The organism is Photobacterium kishitanii (assembly GCF_003026355.1).
In the GTDB taxonomy this organism is placed as follows: Bacteria; Pseudomonadota; Gammaproteobacteria; order Enterobacterales; family Vibrionaceae; genus Photobacterium; species Photobacterium kishitanii.
The window spans coordinates 444,105-462,057 of the sequence record NZ_PYON01000002.1; the positions used below are offsets into that span (position 1 = coordinate 444,105).

Genomic DNA, 17,953 nt, shown 5'->3' on the forward strand with positions numbered 1-17,953 from the left:
GTAGGACACTATGGATAGGTTAAGCAGCGTCTTAATACAGTTCTATATGAACATAAAGTCATATCATCGCAAGGAAAATTATATGATAAGGTGCTAGCCGTACTTTTACTTATACCGATTTATATTCTTAGACCAAAATGCCTCGCACATTCATGAGTTAGTTCTAGCATTTTTTCTCCAAAATCACACTCGATAAAAAAGGCTAGATACTGTAGTACCTAGCCTTCAAAATTATGCAGTAGTAATTATGTTGCAGCTTACAATGCTGTCTCTAAAATCTTACGGCTATCAGCAATAGTGAGTTTTTCATGCTCGCCTAATGCCGTCATGCCATGTTTTTCAAGGCTGGCAATTAATACATCAATATCAGCGCGGCCTAACTCAACATCTGCTAGTGAGGTTGGTACATCCATCTCTTTAAAGAAGGCTATAGTGTGTGCGATTGCAGCATCAATACGTTCATCTGTTGTGCCTGTAGTAATACCAAATACGCGCTCTGCATATTGTAATAGTTTCGCTTGTTTCTCTTTACGACAAACCTGCATTACCGCTGGTAGTACAATACTTAAAGTACGCGCGTGATCGATACCGTAATTACCGGTTAGTTCATGGCCAATCATATGGGTTGTCCAGTCTTGTGGAACACCCATACCAATTAAGCCATTCAATGCTTGGGTTGCTGACCACATGATATTGGCACGTACTGCGATATCATCTGGCGTTGCAAGTGCTTTCGGACCTTCTTCAATAAGGGTGAGTAATAAACCTTCAGCGAAGCGATCTTGAACTTTAGCATTAACAGGGAAGGTGAGGTATTGCTCCATCGTATGCACAAAAGCATCCACAACACCATTAGACACTTGGCGTGGTGATAGGCTTAAAGTGGTTTGTGGATCTAAGATAGCAAATGTTGGTTTAACCAGTGGTGAGCCAAAGAATAATTTATCTTTACCACGAGAAACCACTGAACCACCGTTAGTTTCAGAACCTGTTGCAGGTAATGTTAGGACACAACCAATAGGTAGTGCTGCGATAACAGGAGCTTGATCGTGTAAGATTTCCCACGGATCAGCCCCTTCATAACAAGCAGCCGCTGCGATAAACTTCGTGCCATCAACCACAGAACCACCGCCAACAGCTAATAGAAAGTCAAAACCTTCAGCTTTTACTTTAGCAACGGCTTTCATTAAGGTGTCATATTGTGGGTTAGCTTCAACGCCAGCAAATTCGTCCCAATTAAAACCCATGAGTGCCGCTGTTACTTGCTCGTACACACCGTTTGTTTTAATCGAACCGCCACCGTAAACCACTAAGATTTTTTTATCTTTAGGAATATCATTGGTAATTTCAGCAATTTGACCTTCACCAAAATGAATTTTTGTAGGGCTTTGATAGGTAAATTTGTCCATTGTACTTTCCTCTAAACAGCAAGCTGACGCTGATTATTATAATGATTTTGTATTATCAGATACTGAGTACCTTAGATAGCAATAGTCTAGGTTATAATGACGATTCACTTAATACATAATCCTCTTTAATACTTGCCTATTTCTCTTTTATTCGCATTATTTGTGATTGATTTGTGATAGTGGTCTGCTAAGGTAAATTAAATCCGTTTATGGGTAGATAACCATGAAGATAGAGAACATTGAATATCCAACCATTAGTCAATCGGCAATGATACCGCCGGCATTAATTACTCTAGCGGCCTCATTGTGTGAGCATTATGGGTTAGCGCATCAATCCGGTCGTGTTGATACGTATTTGGCTGGAATACGGCTGTTCAGAATTGATGGTTATCGAAAATATAGCCCGCAAATGTATGAGCAAGGCATTGTTATTATTATTCAAGGTCGCAAAATTGGTCATTTAAATCAGTATCAATTTAACTATGATCCACAGCAGTGTTTGCTAGTGACTACGCCATATCCGATTGTCTGTGAAACCTTTGCCTCATTTGAGCAACCGTTAATGGGGATTAATATTGATTTTGATATCACAGTTATTAGTCAACTCGTTACAATGATTGAGTCACAGCAGCAACGGCGATTTAATTATGAGGGCAGTTGTGGGGTGGCAACAACTGGGATGACACAACATATGTACCGCAGTGTCGAACAGTTATTAGAAGTATTGCACGATCCTCTTGATGCACAAGTTATTGGGCCATCTTTAATTCGACAGTTGTTTTATTATTTATTGCAAAGTGAGCAGGGATATTTACTGGCTCAGTATTGTGAACAAGACAGTGTGTTAGCCAAGATTTCAGCGGTTATTGATTATGTACAGCAGCATTATGATACTAAATTACACGTACATGAATTAGCAGCAATGGCTGGAATGAGTGTTTCTGTATTTCATAAAGTATTTAAACAAGTGGTGACAGATCCACCGATGCAATATATAAAAAAAATACGTTTAAATAATGCTAAGACATTAATGTTACAACACGGAATGGCTGCTAATGTTGCTGCTGGGCAAGTAGGATATGAAAGTCCAACACAGTTTAGCCGCGAGTTTAAACGCTATTTTGGCTTACCACCGAGTAAAATTCATGAACATACAGGATTTATTCGGTAATATGTTCAAATAGAATGGATGATATGCAATTAAGGCGGTTTGATATGAAAATCGCCTTGGAGCGTATTGTTTCTAACAATAAGACTAAAATAATAAGGAAAATAATGTCTGAGCCCCATAAAAAAATTCTGATTCTATTTGCGCATCCATCGCAAAATCGCTCTGAAATCAATGTGCCACTCTTTAATGCATCAAAAGGTTTTGACCATGTCACAACTATCGATTTGTATGCTGAGTATCCTAGTTTCCGTATTGATATCGATAAAGAGCAGCAACGTTTACGTGATCATGATGTGATTGTATTTATGTTCCCGTTGTATTGGTATTCCACCCCGTCGTTATTAAAAGAATGGCAAGATCTAGTGTTGGAATATGGTTTTGCTTACGGTAGTGAGGGTACTGAGTTACAAGGAAAAAAATTCCTATGTGCGCTTACTGCTGGTGGCTCTGAATCGAGTTACCGTAAAGAAGGGTTTAACCATTTTACGATTCGACAATTATTACAGCCGTTAGAGCAAATGGCTGAATTAACGGGAATGGAATTTCTGGCTCCGTTCGCTTTATTTGGTGCCGGCACAGCAACAGAAGAGCAACGTGTTGTCAAACATATAGAAAATTGGCGTCGAGTGTTAGTCGCAATTGCTGATAATAAACTCAACTATGAGGTTGCGAGCAAATTATCAAAATTAAATCATAGTCTTGATAGTGTGATCACGGAGTAGCCATGACTGGAATATTTTTACAAGCATTTATCTATTTAGTGGCGGCAGTTATTGCTGTGCCGATTGCTAAACGGTTCGGATTAGGATCGGTATTAGGCTATTTAATTGCAGGTGTCGTTATTGGTCCTGTGATTGGTTTAGTTGGTAGTGAAACCACCACTATTCAGCACTTTGCTGAGTTTGGGGTGGTAATGATGCTATTTATTGTTGGTTTAGAACTTGAGCCGAAAATGTTGTGGGGCATGCGCCATCGATTACTTGGTTTAGGTGGCCTGCAAGTTGTGGTTACTACCGCTGTCGTGATGGGGATCGCGATTGCGCTAGGTGTCGGTTGGACATATGCTTTAGCTATTGGTCTTATTTTCTCCTTGTCATCAACGGCGATTGTACTGCAAACCTTTAATGAAAAAGGATTAAGCAAAACGGAAGGTGGTAAAAGTGCCTTTTCAGTGTTGCTGTTTCAAGATATTGCCGTTATTCCGATGCTGGCATTGATTCCTTTACTTGCCTTACCTGAATTGGTTGAAAAAGCCCAAGCAACAGTGTCTGCTGCTGCTGAGCATCATGAAGATCTTAGTTTAGTTGCAGGTTTACCCGGTTGGGGATATGCGATTGTAGTGATCCTTGCGATTGCTGGGGTTGTTGTGGGTGGGCATTATTTAAGCCGTCCACTGTTTCGGTTTGTTGCGGCATCAGGTTTACGTGAGATTTTTACTGCAACGGCGTTAATGCTAGTCATTGGTATTGCTGCGTTAATGAGTTTAATCGGTTTATCACCAGCTTTAGGAACTTTCCTTGCGGGTGTGGTACTGGCTAACAGTGAGTTCCGCCATGAGTTAGAATCAAATATTGAGCCCTTTAAAGGCTTATTACTCGGTTTATTCTTTATAACCGTCGGTGCTGGGATTAATTTCAGTATTTTATTTGATCAATTTGGCACCATTATTGGATTAACCCTTGGTGTTATGCTCATTAAAGCACTGGTATTGTTAATATTAGCGTTTATTTTTAAAGTTAAAGGCAGTGATCGGTGGTTGTTTGCACTTAGTTTGGCGCAAGCGGGTGAGTTTGGATTTGTATTATTGAACTACACCGTTCAAAACAATGTATTACCGTCTGAGTTAGGTCAAACATTATCGCTGGTGGTTGCATTGTCGATGTTCCTAACCCCTGGGTTATTTATTTTGTTTGATAAGGTTATTTTACCGCGATTTAGTGCTGCTAAAAATGAACGTGAAGCAGATGAAATAGATGAGCAAGGTAAAGTGATCATTGCGGGTATTGGACGTTTTGGTCAAATAGTGAATCGCTTATTAACCGCTAATGGCATGAAAACAGTGGTTCTCGATCACTCGGTGACTCAAATTGATAATATGCGTCAAATTGATATCAAAAGCTTTTTTGGCGATGCGACTCGACATGATCTCCTGCATACTGCTGGGATTGAAGATGCCAAAGTGTTTGTGGTTGCGATTGACGATCAAGAGCGTGCAACCGAGTTAGTGCATTATATTAAGCAAACCTATCCACATGTACGTGTTTTAGCGCGAGCTTATGATCGAGGCCATCACTATTCGTTGCGTTGCGCAGGTGCAGATTATGTGATCAGTGAAACTTACCGTTCGGCATTGGCTATGGGCGCACAAGCACTAAAAGAATTAGGCGTGCATCCTTTTAGAGCGGAACAACAAAAAGCGATGTTTGTTGAAACAGAAGCGAAAAGTAAAGATTTGCTGTATCAAACATGGCGTGATAGCACTGAAGAAGATCGTTTTAATAGCTCTTATGTTGAACTGTTTATGCAGTTAGAACAGACCTTAGGTGAAGCAATGAAGCAGGAACGCACGGATAAGCACACTAAATCGGAACGAGGTTGGACACCACCGCCTAAAAACTTTATTGAAGAAGCAGAGCAAATGAAGGTTGATAAGAATAATTAAGCGATTTTATTTCGTTATTCGACCGTCATAATTAGAGGCGCTAATGATTCAGTCATTAGCGCCTTTTGTTATTTAGAACTAACGAATTAATGGATACAATTTTTTGTAGCATTTGCATACAATTTCTAAATAACTGACTAAATTTATTTATGTTATTGTCAATAAGAGAAGCTTATTTCGAGCTTTATATGAATATTGGTAATAGGTGAAATGTTTAAAAAGAATCTACTTGCATCACTTCTACTTAGCTCTTTCGTTGCTCAACCAGCCCTCGCTGATACCACATTAAATATTTATAATTGGTCAGAATATCTTCCTGCAGAATTACTGACTCAATTTACTAAAGAAACTGATATCAAGGTTAACTATTCAACGTTTGAAAGTAATGAAACGATGTATACCAAGATCAAAATGATCGACGGTAAAGGGTATGATTTAGTATTCCCATCTACTTACTATGTTTCCAAAATGGCAGATGAAGGCTTATTAGCCAAACTTGACCATAGTAAAATTACAGCCTTTGCTCAGTTAGATACGACGATTTTAAATCAGCCGTTTGATCCGAATAATCAATATTCTATTCCGTATTTATGGGGTAGTACGGCGTTAGGCTACGACAGTGATGTGGTTGATGGTAAACAAATTACTCAGTGGAAAGATTTATGGAAGCCAGAGTTTAAAGGTAGTGTGTTATTAACCGATGATCCACGTGATGTGTTCGGTATGGCATTGATCATGAATGGACACAGTGTGAATAGCCGTGATGAAACCGAAATTAAACAGGCTTATGAAACCCTTAAAAGCTTAATGCCAAATGTGGCGCTGTTTAATTCAGATGCACCGCATATTCCGTATATAGCTGGTGAAGTTTCAGTCGGTATGCAATGGAATGGTACTGCTGTGCGTGCAGCAAATGAAAATCCAGCGCTCAAATTTGCTTACCCACAAGAAGGCACTATTTTCTGGATGGATAATATTGTGATTCCGGCAGCGAGTGAGCATAAAGATGCTGCTTATCAGTTCATTAATTTCTTATTGAAACCAGAAAATCAAGCTAAGATTGTTACCGAAATTGGTTATGCGACCCCTAATTTAGAATCATTAAATAATCTTCCTGACACTATTCGTAATAGTGATATTATTTTCCCAACCAAAGCCATTAAGCAAAAAGGTCAATTTTTGGCAGATGTTGGTGATGCGACGGCAATCTACCAGCGCTATTGGATGGAGCTGAAGAAATAATGAAAGTTATCTACACTGAAAAACAACGTTTACATCATGTACGTTTTGAATTTTTAAATGGTGAAGCCACCCCATGTTTTGAAAAACCAGAACGTGCAGACATGGTGCTTAATGCATTAAATAGTCATGGTGGTTTCACAATGGTTGAGCCTAATAGCTATGGTGATGCGCCTATGCGTTGGGTACACACGGATGATTACGTTGATTTTCTAGCAAGTTGTTGGGATCAGTGGGTTGAAGCATTTGGTGATGTGCATGATGCCTCACCATACTGTTTTGCACCTGCACGTCATTTACGTAACCGTATTCCTAAAGACATCGAAGGACGTTTAGGTTATTACAGTTTTGATATGACTGCGGCGATCACCGCCGGTTCTTGGAAAGCGATTGTTGCAGCGACTGAATGTGCGTTAACGGGGGTTGATTTAATTAAGCAAGGTGAACACGCCGCGTTTGCGTTATGTCGTCCACCTGGTCACCATGCTGCGCCTGATCTAATGGGCGGTTATTGTTATGCTAACAACGCAGCCATTGCAGCTGAAAGCTTTATTCGTCAAGGCGCGAAGCGCGTTGCAGTACTTGATATTGATTACCACCATGGCAACGGCACTCAAAGTATTTTCTATAATCGCAGTGATGTGTTATTTGCATCGATTCATGGCGATCCTGATTACGATTATCCTCATTACCTTGGCTTTGCCGATGAAGAAGGTGAGGGGGAGGGTCTAGGCTTTAATCTTAATTTACCGTTACCACTACATACAACAGATTGGTCTGTTTATGAACCAGTATTAGCGACGGCATTAGCGCGTATTGCTGAATATCAGCCTGATGCATTAGTGATTTCATTAGGAATGGATACTTTTGCAGATGATCCAATCAGCTATTTTAAATTAATGCGCACTGATTATCGAAATATTGGCTGGATGATTGGTTTATTAAATATTCCGACTTTATTTGTTTTTGAAGGCGGTTATGCGGTTGATGATTTAGGTCATAATACCGTTGCAGTACTTGATGGCTTTAATAAAGCACGAGTGTAGTTATCTATACTGCATAATTAAAAATACATGTGAAATTAAAAGCGATAGCCTGATGGTTATCGCTTTCTTGTTTAAAGCGTGATCCCCATATAAACACATAGTTCACGTTTAATACGAATAAATTCAGTCGTAGTGACTTTTTGTGCTTGGTAATCTTTACATTCCTCAACGTTGATATCATCAACTTCAACTTCTAAAAAAGGTAATTCAGAACTATTGGTAAGTAAATAAAGGGCGCGGTTACCGTCAATTTTATAATTTAAATCAAAAGCAACAATCGTCTCCATATTGATATAAATATTATTTATTTTTAGTGCTTTTTTCATTACAGACATCCTATGTAAAATAACGATGAAGTCACATATTATTCGTGGCTAAAAATAGAATATGCTGAGTTTTACATTTTGTATGTAAGAAGTTCTGCAATGAAAGATTGTATTATTCATTAACGGCAATCGCTTGAATTGAGTCTTTTTTATGCTGTTTCCTTTCAACTTTTGCTAACCATAATAGTGGTGCTATGATCATAACAGTGCCTATCAGGGTAGTTGTGTCAGGCACTTCGTTAAATAATAAATATCCGACAATGACTGCACCAATTAAACCACTGTATTCAGCACTGGCAATTTTATTACTTTCCACTGCACGGTAAGCAACTACGCAAGTTGCAGCATAGATCAAAATTAATGCGCTAGAGCCTGATGCAGTAATGAGCGGCGACCAATCCCATGGTTTATTCTCTAATAATGCTAATATTAGTGACGCAGGCATACCGATTAAGTTGGTCAATAATAATGTCTGGGCAACACTTTGTTGTGTTGGTAGTTTACGAATAAATAGGTTATTTATCGCAATGGTTAATGCGACTACTAATGCGCCAAAAGCTGCCCAACTAATGTCTGTTGGACGTACAATGACTAACACGCCAGCAAAGCCAATAATACCAGCAGCAATAGAATAACGGCTGAGTTTTTCACCATAAATAATCATTGCCAGCGGAAGCATGATCAAGGGGGCTGCATAGAAAATAGCGTTCGCAGTGGCTAGCGGCAGTGTGCTTAAAGAGATCACCATAAACACAGCACCTAATAACCACACATGCGCTCGCACAAAATGCCATTTTAAGCCGATTAAAAAACTTTGCTTAGTTGCCGTTAAACAAAAGGGCAGTAAGATAATGACTGCTGATAGTTGACGGAAAAACACGAACTGAAATATCGCTGCATCTTTACCCATAGTTTTAATTAAGGCGTCAGAAAGTACCGCTACTAAATTACCAATAATCAAAATGGTCATTGCAAAGCCAACAGAGCGTTTTTTCATTATACCTACCGAAATAAACAAGGTGAGATTGTGGTGCTAGTTGAGCTTGAATAGTGCAAACAATAGCATTGGTGAATTTGCATCTTATGATGAATTTAACGTTATGTATAATGACATAATGTTAACTGGTATAAGTATTTCTAAGAGTTACTAATACTTACCAAGCAATAATGTCGCCATTATAGCTTAGAAATTGTCCGCTGTTGTGTGGCGTTAATCTTGATAATAATTCCAATAAACATTGTGCGGTATATTTAGGCGTGAATAATTTGTGTGGGGATACATTGTGTTGAAAAGGCTCAGAAAGAGCACTTGCTGTTGTACCAGGATGAAAAGCGATAACACAACATCGAGGAAGTTTAGGTCGCCATTCAATACTAATGGTTTTAATTGCCATATTGAGGGCCGCTTTAGAGGTTCGGTAACTAATCCAACCACCTAATCTATTATCTTCAATACTGCCGACTTTGGCGGAGATTGTGACAAAATAACTGCGGCGCGAGGCTTTTAGCTGAACCATAAAATGCTTAGCCAGTAACAAGGTTGGTAAGGTGTTAGTTTTTATATTGGTATAGAAAAAATCAGCCTCGAAGTGTTGAATCGACTTTTCTGGTGAATGTGTAGCTGTGTGAAGTATACCCACTGCATTGATCACAAGATCAAGCTGGATGAATTGGGTAGCCAGCGTGGAAATCTCTGTTTCTATAGTTATATCAACGTGATGCCAATGTAGTTGTGGATGTTGATAACGTGGTTGGTGCCGAAAAAATGTTGCATGGATTTGTGCATTAGGTTTAAGAAGCAATAATTGTTTGATAATCGCAAGCCCAATGCCTCCAGTTCCACCAATAATTAATGCTTTCATTCGATCCTCCTTGAGATAGTTGCGCATGGTTATTTTAACCATGGCTGCTAAATTTCATTATAGCGAGATTATTTTAAGATTGGATGTATGATAAAATACACAATAATTATCTGTTTGGTTTAATAATTACGCAGTTAAATTCCTTTTAAGAATAAGTGCTTTACAGCCAATGCTGACCACTATAGTATACGCCGCATGGAGAGATGGCTGAGTGGTTGAAAGCACCGGTCTTGAAAACCGGCATACGTTTATAGCGTATCTAGGGTTCAAATCCCTATCTCTCCGCCAAATATAAAAAAGCCGCTATTTTTACAGCGGCTTTTTTACGTCTGAATAAAAGATACGTATTAATAGTGAATTTAAAGCAGGGTTCAAATCCATTTTCCTATCTCCTCTGATTATTCTGATTATTCTGATTTATATTGATGCTATGTAACTCATGATTCGTCATTATTTATGACTATTATTGCCGATGTTACGTTAGATCGTAACAATAAGCCTCTAGCATTAAAGAATGAGCTAAAGAGCGGTTTAATGAAGTCATAGGAGGGAGCGGCGATTGCCTCTTATCATATAATGGTTCTGAATCAACATTATTACGAGAAGTATATGATGTTCTTGATATGGTACAGCAGATGAGCGATTAAGGTTGTTAGATAAGCGTAGACAACATTTTAAAGAATTGAGCAAAATCTAATTAAAGATAAACCGAGTGTAGACTCGGTTTATCTCATTTTATTAATTTAATAAGCAATCATGTAATAACTAAGTTAGCTAAATAAAATAGCTGGCTTAGCTATATGATGAAAAATTAATATATATTATCGCTTATGATTGTGTTTATGCTTGTGGCAATGTTTACACCAGTGATCATGTTTATAATATCCATGGTGATGATCGGGTAAAAAAACACAACCTTGTAGTAATATTAATGCAGCTATAATCATAAAACCATGTTTGAATAATCTATTCATTGCCACACCTTTTTATTTTGTAGGTATGTTTGTGATTGCCGACAAAAACAATAATATGTTGATGGCGACGATAAGCTAAAAATGATTTCTTAAGCCAATGATCTTGGTTGCGTCTCTTTAATTTATATTTATCATTTTTTTTATACACGCACTCATATGTTTTTTTCTGTACTTTAAATATATAATGATGGTGTGATGTTCCTTTAAATGTCAGTTTATTTCTTGGTGTTTCGGTGTAAGCTGCGATAACTGCCCTACAATATTCTTTATTTGAGATTTGCTTTGCCGAAGCTGATAAAGGGGAGAGTAGACATACAAATGCTACAAAAAGTGTCATCATTTTATTCATAGTGATTCTCATTAAATAGTGTGTAGGATAGTTAAGTTAGTTGTTAAACCCATCACCATGATTAACAAAGACTTTTCTTCCGGAAATTTTTCCAATGTAGTGTTCTTTATTGCCATGTCTGTCTGAATGTCTTAATTGACCGCCTTTAAGAGATATAGGGCTACCATTGTTGGTAGTACCTGTACATATAACATAAGATTTATATTTTCCTTTCTTTTGAGATAAGAACTTGCACTCAGTATTATCCGTCAAGGTGTAGCCTTCCTGTTCAAAAAGGAAATTGGCTTTTTGAGTCATATAATCATCAGCCCATGTCATTGGATTACTGCAGCCAGTAATAAATGTAGGGATAGCCATAGATAATAAAAATAGGTGCTTTTTTATATTCATATGAGATTCTCTGTGTTTTATTGGTTTGAAATATGTTCATAGAGATAAATGAAAAGTAGTAATTATTTTTCTCATTTCAATGCTTTAATTAATATTTAAATAAATTTTTGTACGGGTGTTTATAATGGTATGAATGTTACGTTGAGATAAAGGAATAATCTTTATCAAAATGTAACCTTGAATTTTTATATATCAAGCATGATAAAAAACCAATTATATATGTTTAGTATTTTCATATGATTTATAGTTTGTTGTAATGTTTGGTATGAGGACATTATATAGGGTTTGTATAATAGTAATATGTCAATATAAAGACGAAAAATATCAACATAAGGACATTTTAGCTTATTTAATCTATTAATGAGTATTACGATAAGTGCCACTTGCATCGCCTTACTCGGGAAGTAAGGCGAATAATTAATTAGTGAATACTTTGTCGTGCTTCAATGCTGCCGTGCGTTTGAATGGTTGTACCTTGAGATCCTGCACAGCCTGTTACAACCATGCCTAATAAGATAAATGCGATAATGTTCTTCAATTGATAATCCTTTATTAGCATTTTGTTTATTCTATGAACAGTGTACCTGTAACCAGAAATAGCAACAAGGAGGCAGAAAAGTGCTAACTCAGTCAATAAAAAAGCCGCTGATTATAATCAGCGGCTGAGTGAGTTATATCGTGATGATAGTTACAGTTTCTTTGAGAAAACGCCGCACAAACCAATGATGATTAACCCAAGGATCATAATTTCCCCTTTATTACTGTCAAAGCCAGCTTTAACGCCAGAAATAGCAACAATTGCGATAGCTACTGGAATAATGTATTTAATCAATACATACCAGACATTAAACAGTGGAAATGAAACTTTACCATCGTTGGTGATTTCTTTTTTCAATTCACTGCGATCTAAACGCCAACCAGTAAAAAGGCAGACCAACATACCACCAATCGCTAAAAAGATTTTATCGGTTAATAAATCAAAAATATCAAAAGCGCCAGTAGCAAATAGTGTTGGACCAAAACCGCCAATGGATAATGAGGCTAAGATACATAGTAATGCCATTACTCCGCTAGCTATAAGTACTGCGGTAACACGGCTAAAGCCTTTTTCATCAATTAAGTAAGCAACGACGACTTCTAGTAATGATACTGAAGAGGTAAGTGCTGCAACACTTAAGCCGATAAAGAACAATATTGCGAGTATTAAACCAATACCGCCCATCTCAGCAAACAGTTGTGGCACAACCACGAATACTAAACCAGGGCCTGCTGATGGTTCCATTCCAAAAGCAAACATTGCAGGGAACATTGCAATACCAGCGAGTAATGCTACGCCGGTATCCATTGCTGTGACCATTGCTGTCGTTTGTACAAGGTTCTCTTTTTTTCGCAGGTAGCTACCGTAAGTTAGCATGCAGCCCATGCCTAAGCTTAATGAGAAGAATGCTTGTCCTAATGCAGCCAATACAACGGAACTATCAATTTTTGAAAAGTCGGGCTTAAACAAAAATTCTAATCCAGCCATGGCACCAGGTAGAGTCAAGCCTTTGATCGATACGATCATTAAAATGATAAACAATAGTGGCATTAAAATTTTACCGGCTTTCTCAATACCGCCAGAGACACCACGCATGACGACTAGAATATTAAAGAGTAGGTATAGTCCCATCCAAAATAGAGGTTGTAGTGGGTTAGCAATAAAGCCACTAAAACTGTCACCAATAGCATCGGGTTGGCTCAATAAACCAGTAGCGACTTTATAGATATAAGCAATAGCCCAGCCGCCAACAACCGGATAGAAGCCCATGATTAATAGGCCACTGAGTACGCCTAAGATGCCGACAAAAGTCCAGCGACGATCCGTGGTTTTAAAGGCTCCTACTGCAGATAGTCCTGTTTTACGTCCGACTGCAAATTCTGTCAGCATAACGCTAAAGCCAATCACGATAACAAATAGTAGATAAATAGAAACGAATGCACCGCCGCCATTTTCACCTGCGGTGTAAGGGAATTTCCAAATATTACCTAAACCTACAGCAGATCCTGCTGCTGCCATCACGAAGCCCAGTTTTGAACTCCATGTTCCTCTATTTGATGTTACTGATGATGTTGTATCCATACATGATCCTGTGACTATAATTAAAGCAATTGATTTTAAAGGATAATATATTTACTGAGCATATTTACTTAAGGGTGGTGAGATGAAATATAAAAGGTTTGTATTAGTAAAGATATGGATTTGTTAAATATATTGATTACTTTTTATCACGTATTTTATTGCTTTGAAATGAAAAACTGCAGCTAGGTAAGTAATAATAGTGAGCATTAATAATGGTTTTTTGATTAAAGTTGTTAATAAACAATACGTTGCTTTTGATTTTTGGTGGTAGCATAAAATGCTAAAGTGGTGTTTTAATCTAACTTAGATAAATATTTCACTCAGTAGCTATATAAGTAATATTGTTAAGTAGAATGATGGTTATATATAGGTGGTTATTCTGATACTAAGATATTTAAAAGCATATAAGCTAGGTAGGTGGCGGAAGTTATCGTGGTAATAACTTAGACTTGTGATGAAATTTCATCATTGATGTATTATTGATCTAGTTTTGATTGTTTTTAATCAGCATTGGCGGAGAAATCTACAGTTGATGTTTTTATTATTATTATTACTTTACAGTGACCGCGCTCGACTATATTATTCGCGGCATTGGAGAGATGGCTGAGTGGTTGAAAGCACCGGTCTTGAAAACCGGCATACGTTTATAGCGTATCTAGGGTTCAAATCCCTATCTCTCCGCCAAATTCTGAAGATTCGATTTATCGGGTTTCATAAAGAATTGGAGCGGTAGTTCAGTTGGTTAGAATACCGGCCTGTCACGCCGGGGGTCGCGGGTTCGAGTCCCGTCCGCTCCGCCAACATAAAGACATAGTGTTAATTAATTAACATGCTATGTAACGAAATTTTGTGCCGACTTAGCTCAGTAGGTAGAGCAACTGACTTGTAATCAGTAGGTCACCAGTTCGACTCCGGTAGTCGGCACCATTAAATTTCGGTGGGATTCCCGAGTGGCCAAAGGGAGCAGATTGTAAATCTGCCGGCACTGCCTTCGAAGGTTCGAATCCTTCTCCCACCACCATTACAATTCCCTCTTAGTTCAGTTGGTAGAACGCCGGACTGTTAATCCGTATGTCACTGGTTCAAGTCCAGTAGAGGGAGCCAAATAGAAAAGCCCGCAAGCAATTGCGGGCTTTTTTACATCTAAAATTTAGTGAAAGTAGAGTGTTAGTACTTAAGGTTCGATCATCCACCACCATACAATTCCCTGTTAGTTCAGTTGGTGCTTCTTTATTGGGAAGATTAGCGGCCTGTTAATTCACATGTCACTGGTTCAAGTCCAGTAGAGGGAGCCAAATAGAAAAGCCCGCAAGCAATTGCGGGCTTTTTTACGTTTTGAGTTTGGTGAAGCTAGGTTTCGAGCTTCGAGCTTCGAGCTTCGAGCTTCGAGTTTCGAGACTGCGAGAGTGTAGGGTGCTAGCTCCTAACACTATACAATTCCTTATTAGTTCAGTTGGTGCTTCTTTATTGGGAAGATTAGCGGCCTGTTAATTTACATGTCACTGGTTCAAGTCCAGTAGAGGGAGCTAAATAGAAAAGCCCGCGAGCAATTGCGGGCTTTTTTACATCTAAAATTTGGTAGTAGTAGGGTGTTTAGCGCTCGAATAGTGGTTCATCCATCGCTATATAATTCTCTCTTAGTCTGTCGGTTTGCTTTTTATACTTCAGGTTTTAGTTTTACAGATTTTGACATTAGTATTGAAATATCAGGTTTTTTTGCCACTAAATATACTGCACTTGCTGCTAAAACAAAGCCAACTATTCCTATCCAACTGAAAGATTCTCCAAATATTAACCAAGCTTGAATTGCAGTGATGGGGGGGACTAAATAAAACATTGAAGCGACACTTGATGATGCATTTTTGTTTACCATGTAAAGTAGTAATAGCAATGCAATACAAGATAGACAGATTACTAACCAAGCTAACGATAGAATAAATTCTGTCGTCCATAATACTTTCATCGTTTCAAATTTAAGTGCGATAGGTAGGAATAAAGTTAATGCGGCTAGGTATTGAATTGTCGCTCCGCCGATCATATCAATCTGCTGACAATACTTTTTTTGATATAGTGTGCCTAGAGTAATACCGAATAGTGCTGATAAGCAGAAACAGAATGCACTGGTTTTATGTAGTTCTGATTGCCACTCCATTTTTCCCATCAATACCATCGTGATACCGATAAATCCGAGTAATAAGCCTAGCCATTGAGATGGTTTAAATTGTTCTTGAGTCAACGATAAAAGAATAATCGCCGTCAAAATAGGTTGAATCCCCACTAATAGTGAACTTAGGCCTGCAGGCATGCCTAAACTAATCGCGAAGTAACTGCCTCCAAGATAAAAACCGTGGATTAATAATCCAGCAATACAGCTGTGCCAAAAGTCTTTTCCTGTTGGGATGCGTCGATGTAACAACCCTGCAATGATCAGAAAAAGTAATATGTTTAAAGCCATACGGATAGAAAGTAATGTCGCAGGTTCGGCGTATTGTAAGCCAAAGCGTGCCCCAACAAATCCAGAGGCCCAAAGGATAACAAATACAAAAGGAATAGCTTTGATTAGCATGATAGATCCTTGTTCTATATTGTTTGTTGTTTTTGAGTTCTGTTAATATACTCGGGTACAGTTTCTTCTTGAAGTTACAGATTTAGGTCTTTATATGGGCACAGATTTTGCGAGTATGTTGGATCATAATCATTATTTAGAGCAAGGTGATCGGCAGGAAAGTAATAAATATCTTGTTGTGGAAAATTATATTAAACAAGTCATTCAGAGCGGGATATATCAAAAGGATGACAAACTACCGTCTATTCGTTCATTAAGTATTGATCTGTGTGTGAGTAAAAATACTGTTATTCGAGCCTATCAAGAATTAGAAGCACAGGGGCATGTTTATTCTGTGCCAAGATCCGGTTATCGTGTCAAAATTAGAGCTGAATTTAACTCAACGTGGTTTGAACCAACTTGTGTTGATTTGATCTCTGTATGTAAAGAGATCCTCACTTATTCGAAGCATAAAGAGTTACTGTCTATAGGCTCTGCACATCCAAATATTGACGCGCCCGCGATAAAAAGTTTATATGCAGAAATTGGCCGTCATAGCCGTCAGCAAGCATATACTTCTAGCCATTATCAATTACCACCAGGTGATAAGTTACTGGTTAAACAATTGGCAAAAATCACTCAAGATTTAGGTATAGCAGCACGTGTAGATGATTTATTGGTTACCCATGGTGCCCAGCAAGCGATCAGTTTAGCGTTACGTGCTATTACTAATAGTGGTGATATCGTTGCGGTTGAATCACCTTGTTATTTTGGTAATTTATTATTATTGGAGTCATTAGGGTTAAAAGTAGTCGAAATTCCTAGCTGCCCTCGAGATGGTATAAATCCAGCAGCACTTGAGCAAGCGATGAAAGATTGGGATATTAAAGTCATTATAGTGACTCCAAATTTTACTAATCCAACAGGAGCAGTAATGCCGTTGGAACGGCGTAAATATTTTCTTTCTGTATCTGGTAATATTCCTATTATTGAAGATGATGTTTTTGGTGCATTGGCTTATAGCTATCTGTTACCCAGCTTATATACTTTAGATAGCCAAAAGCGTGTTATTTATGTTAATTCATTATCGAAAACACTTGATTCTCGACTTCGTATTGGTTGGATGTTAGCGGGTCGATATCGTGCACAGGTAGAGCAGTACCTATTGTGTGACAATATGGGGTGTCTTAATCTGATGCAATCAGGGGTCGCTACGTTTTTAACTTCAGGGAAATATCGTCCACATACGACACGGATGATCCGTATTTATCAAACTAACGTTAAGCATTTTTCTACTCTATTACATGACGTATTAGAACAGCATGAAAATGTGAAAAATCGTTATCAAATAAATATAACCCAAGGATCTTTTTTACTGTGGATTAAACTACCTGAGGAAACTAACAGTTATGATCTTTATCGTGCCTGTAATAAAGAAAGGATCAGTATCTTGCCTGGTACTGTTTTTGGTTTGCATAATCAATATCAGAATTTTATTCGTGTTAGCGTAGCAAATTTTAGTCGTGATAAAGATTGGCTACCAGCAATGAAGATATTGGGGAGGTTAATTTCTCAGTATGCTCCGTAACAGTCAGAGTGATTTCGTTTATTAGCTGTGTTTTGTTTTATAAAACATCAATATGAATAACATTAATGTCTTTTGATTAATAGATGATCACTTGAAAATCTTTTTAATATTATTGCTTTACAGGGAAAGGTCAGCACTATATTATTCGCGGCATTGGAGAGATGGCTGAGTGGTTGAAAGCACCGGTCTTGAAAACCGGCATACGTTTATAGCGTATCTAGGGTTCAAATCCCTATCTCTCCGCCAAATTCTGAAGATTCGATTTATCGGGTT

General features: G+C 38.0%; 14 protein-coding genes and 7 tRNA genes. 13 read left to right on the forward strand and 8 right to left on the reverse strand.

The window, feature by feature from the left end; translation table 11 throughout:
- Positions 1-257 precede the first annotated feature (257 nt).
- Complete coding sequence (locus C0W29_RS03820) at positions 258-1,409, reverse strand: iron-containing alcohol dehydrogenase (RefSeq protein WP_045045451.1); 1,152 nt, start codon at positions 1,407-1,409, stop codon at positions 258-260.
- Positions 1,410-1,632: 223 nt separating this feature from the next.
- Here C0W29_RS03820 and C0W29_RS03825 point away from each other — a divergent pair, with 223 nt between their 5' ends.
- The 5 genes from C0W29_RS03825 (at position 1,633) to C0W29_RS03845 (ending at position 7,527) form a co-directional block, all read left to right on the forward strand.
- Positions 1,633-2,580: an AraC family transcriptional regulator gene (locus tag C0W29_RS03825; RefSeq protein ID WP_235604244.1), complete on the forward strand. Its 948-nt coding sequence runs from the start codon at positions 1,633-1,635 to the stop codon at positions 2,578-2,580.
- A gap of 104 nt (positions 2,581-2,684) precedes the next feature.
- The gene (locus tag C0W29_RS03830) at positions 2,685-3,302 is read left to right on the forward strand and encodes an NAD(P)H-dependent oxidoreductase (protein WP_036792342.1); all 618 of its coding nucleotides are present in this window, start codon (positions 2,685-2,687) and stop codon (positions 3,300-3,302) included.
- A gap of 2 nt (positions 3,303-3,304) precedes the next feature.
- Positions 3,305-5,242 carry a monovalent cation:proton antiporter-2 (CPA2) family protein gene (locus C0W29_RS03835; protein ID WP_036792345.1) on the forward strand — a complete coding sequence of 646 codons (1,938 nt, stop codon included), beginning with the start codon at positions 3,305-3,307 and terminating at the stop codon, positions 5,240-5,242.
- A 210-nt stretch (positions 5,243-5,452) separates the two neighbouring features.
- Positions 5,453-6,484 carry an extracellular solute-binding protein gene (locus C0W29_RS03840; RefSeq protein WP_036792348.1) on the forward strand — a complete coding sequence of 344 codons (1,032 nt, stop codon included), beginning with the start codon at positions 5,453-5,455 and terminating at the stop codon, positions 6,482-6,484.
- Positions 6,484-7,527, forward strand: a complete 1,044-nt coding sequence (locus tag C0W29_RS03845) for a histone deacetylase family protein (protein ID WP_036792350.1) — start codon at positions 6,484-6,486, stop codon at positions 7,525-7,527. Before C0W29_RS03840 ends, C0W29_RS03845 begins: the two co-directional genes overlap by 1 nt.
- A gap of 71 nt (positions 7,528-7,598) precedes the next feature.
- Here the strand turns inward: C0W29_RS03845 and C0W29_RS03850 are convergent, their stop codons facing one another.
- From C0W29_RS03850 to C0W29_RS03860, 3 genes are all read right to left on the reverse strand, one after another.
- Entirely contained in the window at positions 7,599-7,853 is a 255-nt protein-coding gene (locus C0W29_RS03850; RefSeq protein WP_045045450.1) for a hypothetical protein, read from the reverse strand.
- A 112-nt stretch (positions 7,854-7,965) separates the two neighbouring features.
- Positions 7,966-8,850 (reverse strand): DMT family transporter, encoded by an 885-nt coding sequence (locus C0W29_RS03855; RefSeq protein ID WP_045043339.1) that lies wholly within the window; start codon positions 8,848-8,850, stop codon positions 7,966-7,968.
- Between the two features lie 157 nt (positions 8,851-9,007).
- Positions 9,008-9,715 (reverse strand): SDR family oxidoreductase, encoded by a 708-nt coding sequence (locus C0W29_RS03860; RefSeq protein ID WP_045043338.1) that lies wholly within the window; start codon positions 9,713-9,715, stop codon positions 9,008-9,010.
- Between the two features lie 197 nt (positions 9,716-9,912).
- Between C0W29_RS03860 and C0W29_RS03865 the strand changes: the two genes are divergently transcribed.
- Positions 9,913-10,003, forward strand: a tRNA-Ser gene (locus C0W29_RS03865).
- A gap of 678 nt (positions 10,004-10,681) precedes the next feature.
- Here C0W29_RS03865 and C0W29_RS03870 read toward each other — a convergent pair.
- From C0W29_RS03870 to C0W29_RS03880, 3 genes are all read right to left on the reverse strand, one after another.
- Entirely contained in the window at positions 10,682-11,038 is a 357-nt protein-coding gene (locus tag C0W29_RS03870) for a hypothetical protein (RefSeq protein WP_045045449.1), read from the reverse strand.
- A gap of 36 nt (positions 11,039-11,074) precedes the next feature.
- The gene (locus C0W29_RS03875) at positions 11,075-11,428 is read right to left on the reverse strand and encodes a hypothetical protein (protein WP_045043336.1); all 354 of its coding nucleotides are present in this window, start codon (positions 11,426-11,428) and stop codon (positions 11,075-11,077) included.
- Between the two features lie 688 nt (positions 11,429-12,116).
- Positions 12,117-13,547, reverse strand: coding sequence for a sodium-dependent transporter (locus C0W29_RS03880; RefSeq protein ID WP_045045448.1), 1,431 nt, complete (start codon positions 13,545-13,547; stop codon positions 12,117-12,119).
- A gap of 593 nt (positions 13,548-14,140) precedes the next feature.
- Here C0W29_RS03880 and C0W29_RS03885 point away from each other — a divergent pair.
- The 5 genes from C0W29_RS03885 (at position 14,141) to C0W29_RS03905 (ending at position 14,651) form a co-directional block, all read left to right on the forward strand.
- Positions 14,141-14,231: transfer RNA gene (locus tag C0W29_RS03885), tRNA-Ser, on the forward strand.
- A 39-nt stretch (positions 14,232-14,270) separates the two neighbouring features.
- Positions 14,271-14,347 (forward strand) — tRNA-Asp (locus C0W29_RS03890).
- A gap of 51 nt (positions 14,348-14,398) precedes the next feature.
- A tRNA-Thr gene (locus tag C0W29_RS03895) sits at positions 14,399-14,474 on the forward strand.
- 9 nt (positions 14,475-14,483) lie between these two features.
- Positions 14,484-14,568, forward strand: a tRNA-Tyr gene (locus C0W29_RS03900).
- Positions 14,569-14,575: 7 nt separating this feature from the next.
- A tRNA-Asn gene (locus C0W29_RS03905) sits at positions 14,576-14,651 on the forward strand.
- Between the two features lie 553 nt (positions 14,652-15,204).
- Here the strand turns inward: C0W29_RS03905 and C0W29_RS03915 are convergent.
- Entirely contained in the window at positions 15,205-16,113 is a 909-nt protein-coding gene (locus tag C0W29_RS03915) for a DMT family transporter (RefSeq protein WP_045045883.1), read from the reverse strand.
- A gap of 94 nt (positions 16,114-16,207) precedes the next feature.
- On the opposite strand from C0W29_RS03915, the gene C0W29_RS03920 reads away from it, so the two are divergent.
- Together C0W29_RS03920 and C0W29_RS03925 are read left to right on the forward strand one after the other, a co-directional pair.
- Positions 16,208-17,680: an aminotransferase-like domain-containing protein gene (locus C0W29_RS03920; RefSeq protein WP_045045884.1), complete on the forward strand. Its 1,473-nt coding sequence runs from the start codon at positions 16,208-16,210 to the stop codon at positions 17,678-17,680.
- Between the two features lie 155 nt (positions 17,681-17,835).
- Positions 17,836-17,926 (forward strand) — tRNA-Ser (locus C0W29_RS03925).
- Positions 17,927-17,953 lie beyond the last annotated feature (27 nt).

Excerpts from the sequence above, each read along its gene's own strand:
- C0W29_RS03820 (WP_045045451.1), bottom strand. The coding sequence starts at position 1,409 with ATGGACAAATTTACCTATCAAAGCCCTACAAAAATTCATTTTGGTGAA.
- C0W29_RS03825 (WP_235604244.1), top strand. The coding sequence starts at position 1,633 with ATGAAGATAGAGAACATTGAATATCCAACCATTAGTCAATCGGCAATG.
- C0W29_RS03830 (WP_036792342.1), top strand. The coding sequence starts at position 2,685 with ATGTCTGAGCCCCATAAAAAAATTCTGATTCTATTTGCGCATCCATCG.
- C0W29_RS03835 (WP_036792345.1), top strand. The coding sequence starts at position 3,305 with ATGACTGGAATATTTTTACAAGCATTTATCTATTTAGTGGCGGCAGTT.
- C0W29_RS03840 (WP_036792348.1), top strand. The coding sequence starts at position 5,453 with ATGTTTAAAAAGAATCTACTTGCATCACTTCTACTTAGCTCTTTCGTT.
- C0W29_RS03845 (WP_036792350.1), top strand. The coding sequence starts at position 6,484 with ATGAAAGTTATCTACACTGAAAAACAACGTTTACATCATGTACGTTTT.
- C0W29_RS03850 (WP_045045450.1), bottom strand. The coding sequence starts at position 7,853 with ATGAAAAAAGCACTAAAAATAAATAATATTTATATCAATATGGAGACG.
- C0W29_RS03855 (WP_045043339.1), bottom strand. The coding sequence starts at position 8,850 with ATGAAAAAACGCTCTGTTGGCTTTGCAATGACCATTTTGATTATTGGT.
- C0W29_RS03860 (WP_045043338.1), bottom strand. The coding sequence starts at position 9,715 with ATGAAAGCATTAATTATTGGTGGAACTGGAGGCATTGGGCTTGCGATT.
- C0W29_RS03870 (WP_045045449.1), bottom strand. The coding sequence starts at position 11,038 with ATGAATAAAATGATGACACTTTTTGTAGCATTTGTATGTCTACTCTCC.
- C0W29_RS03875 (WP_045043336.1), bottom strand. The coding sequence starts at position 11,428 with ATGAATATAAAAAAGCACCTATTTTTATTATCTATGGCTATCCCTACA.
- C0W29_RS03880 (WP_045045448.1), bottom strand. The coding sequence starts at position 13,547 with ATGGATACAACATCATCAGTAACATCAAATAGAGGAACATGGAGTTCA.
- C0W29_RS03915 (WP_045045883.1), bottom strand. The coding sequence starts at position 16,113 with ATGCTAATCAAAGCTATTCCTTTTGTATTTGTTATCCTTTGGGCCTCT.
- C0W29_RS03920 (WP_045045884.1), top strand. The coding sequence starts at position 16,208 with ATGGGCACAGATTTTGCGAGTATGTTGGATCATAATCATTATTTAGAG.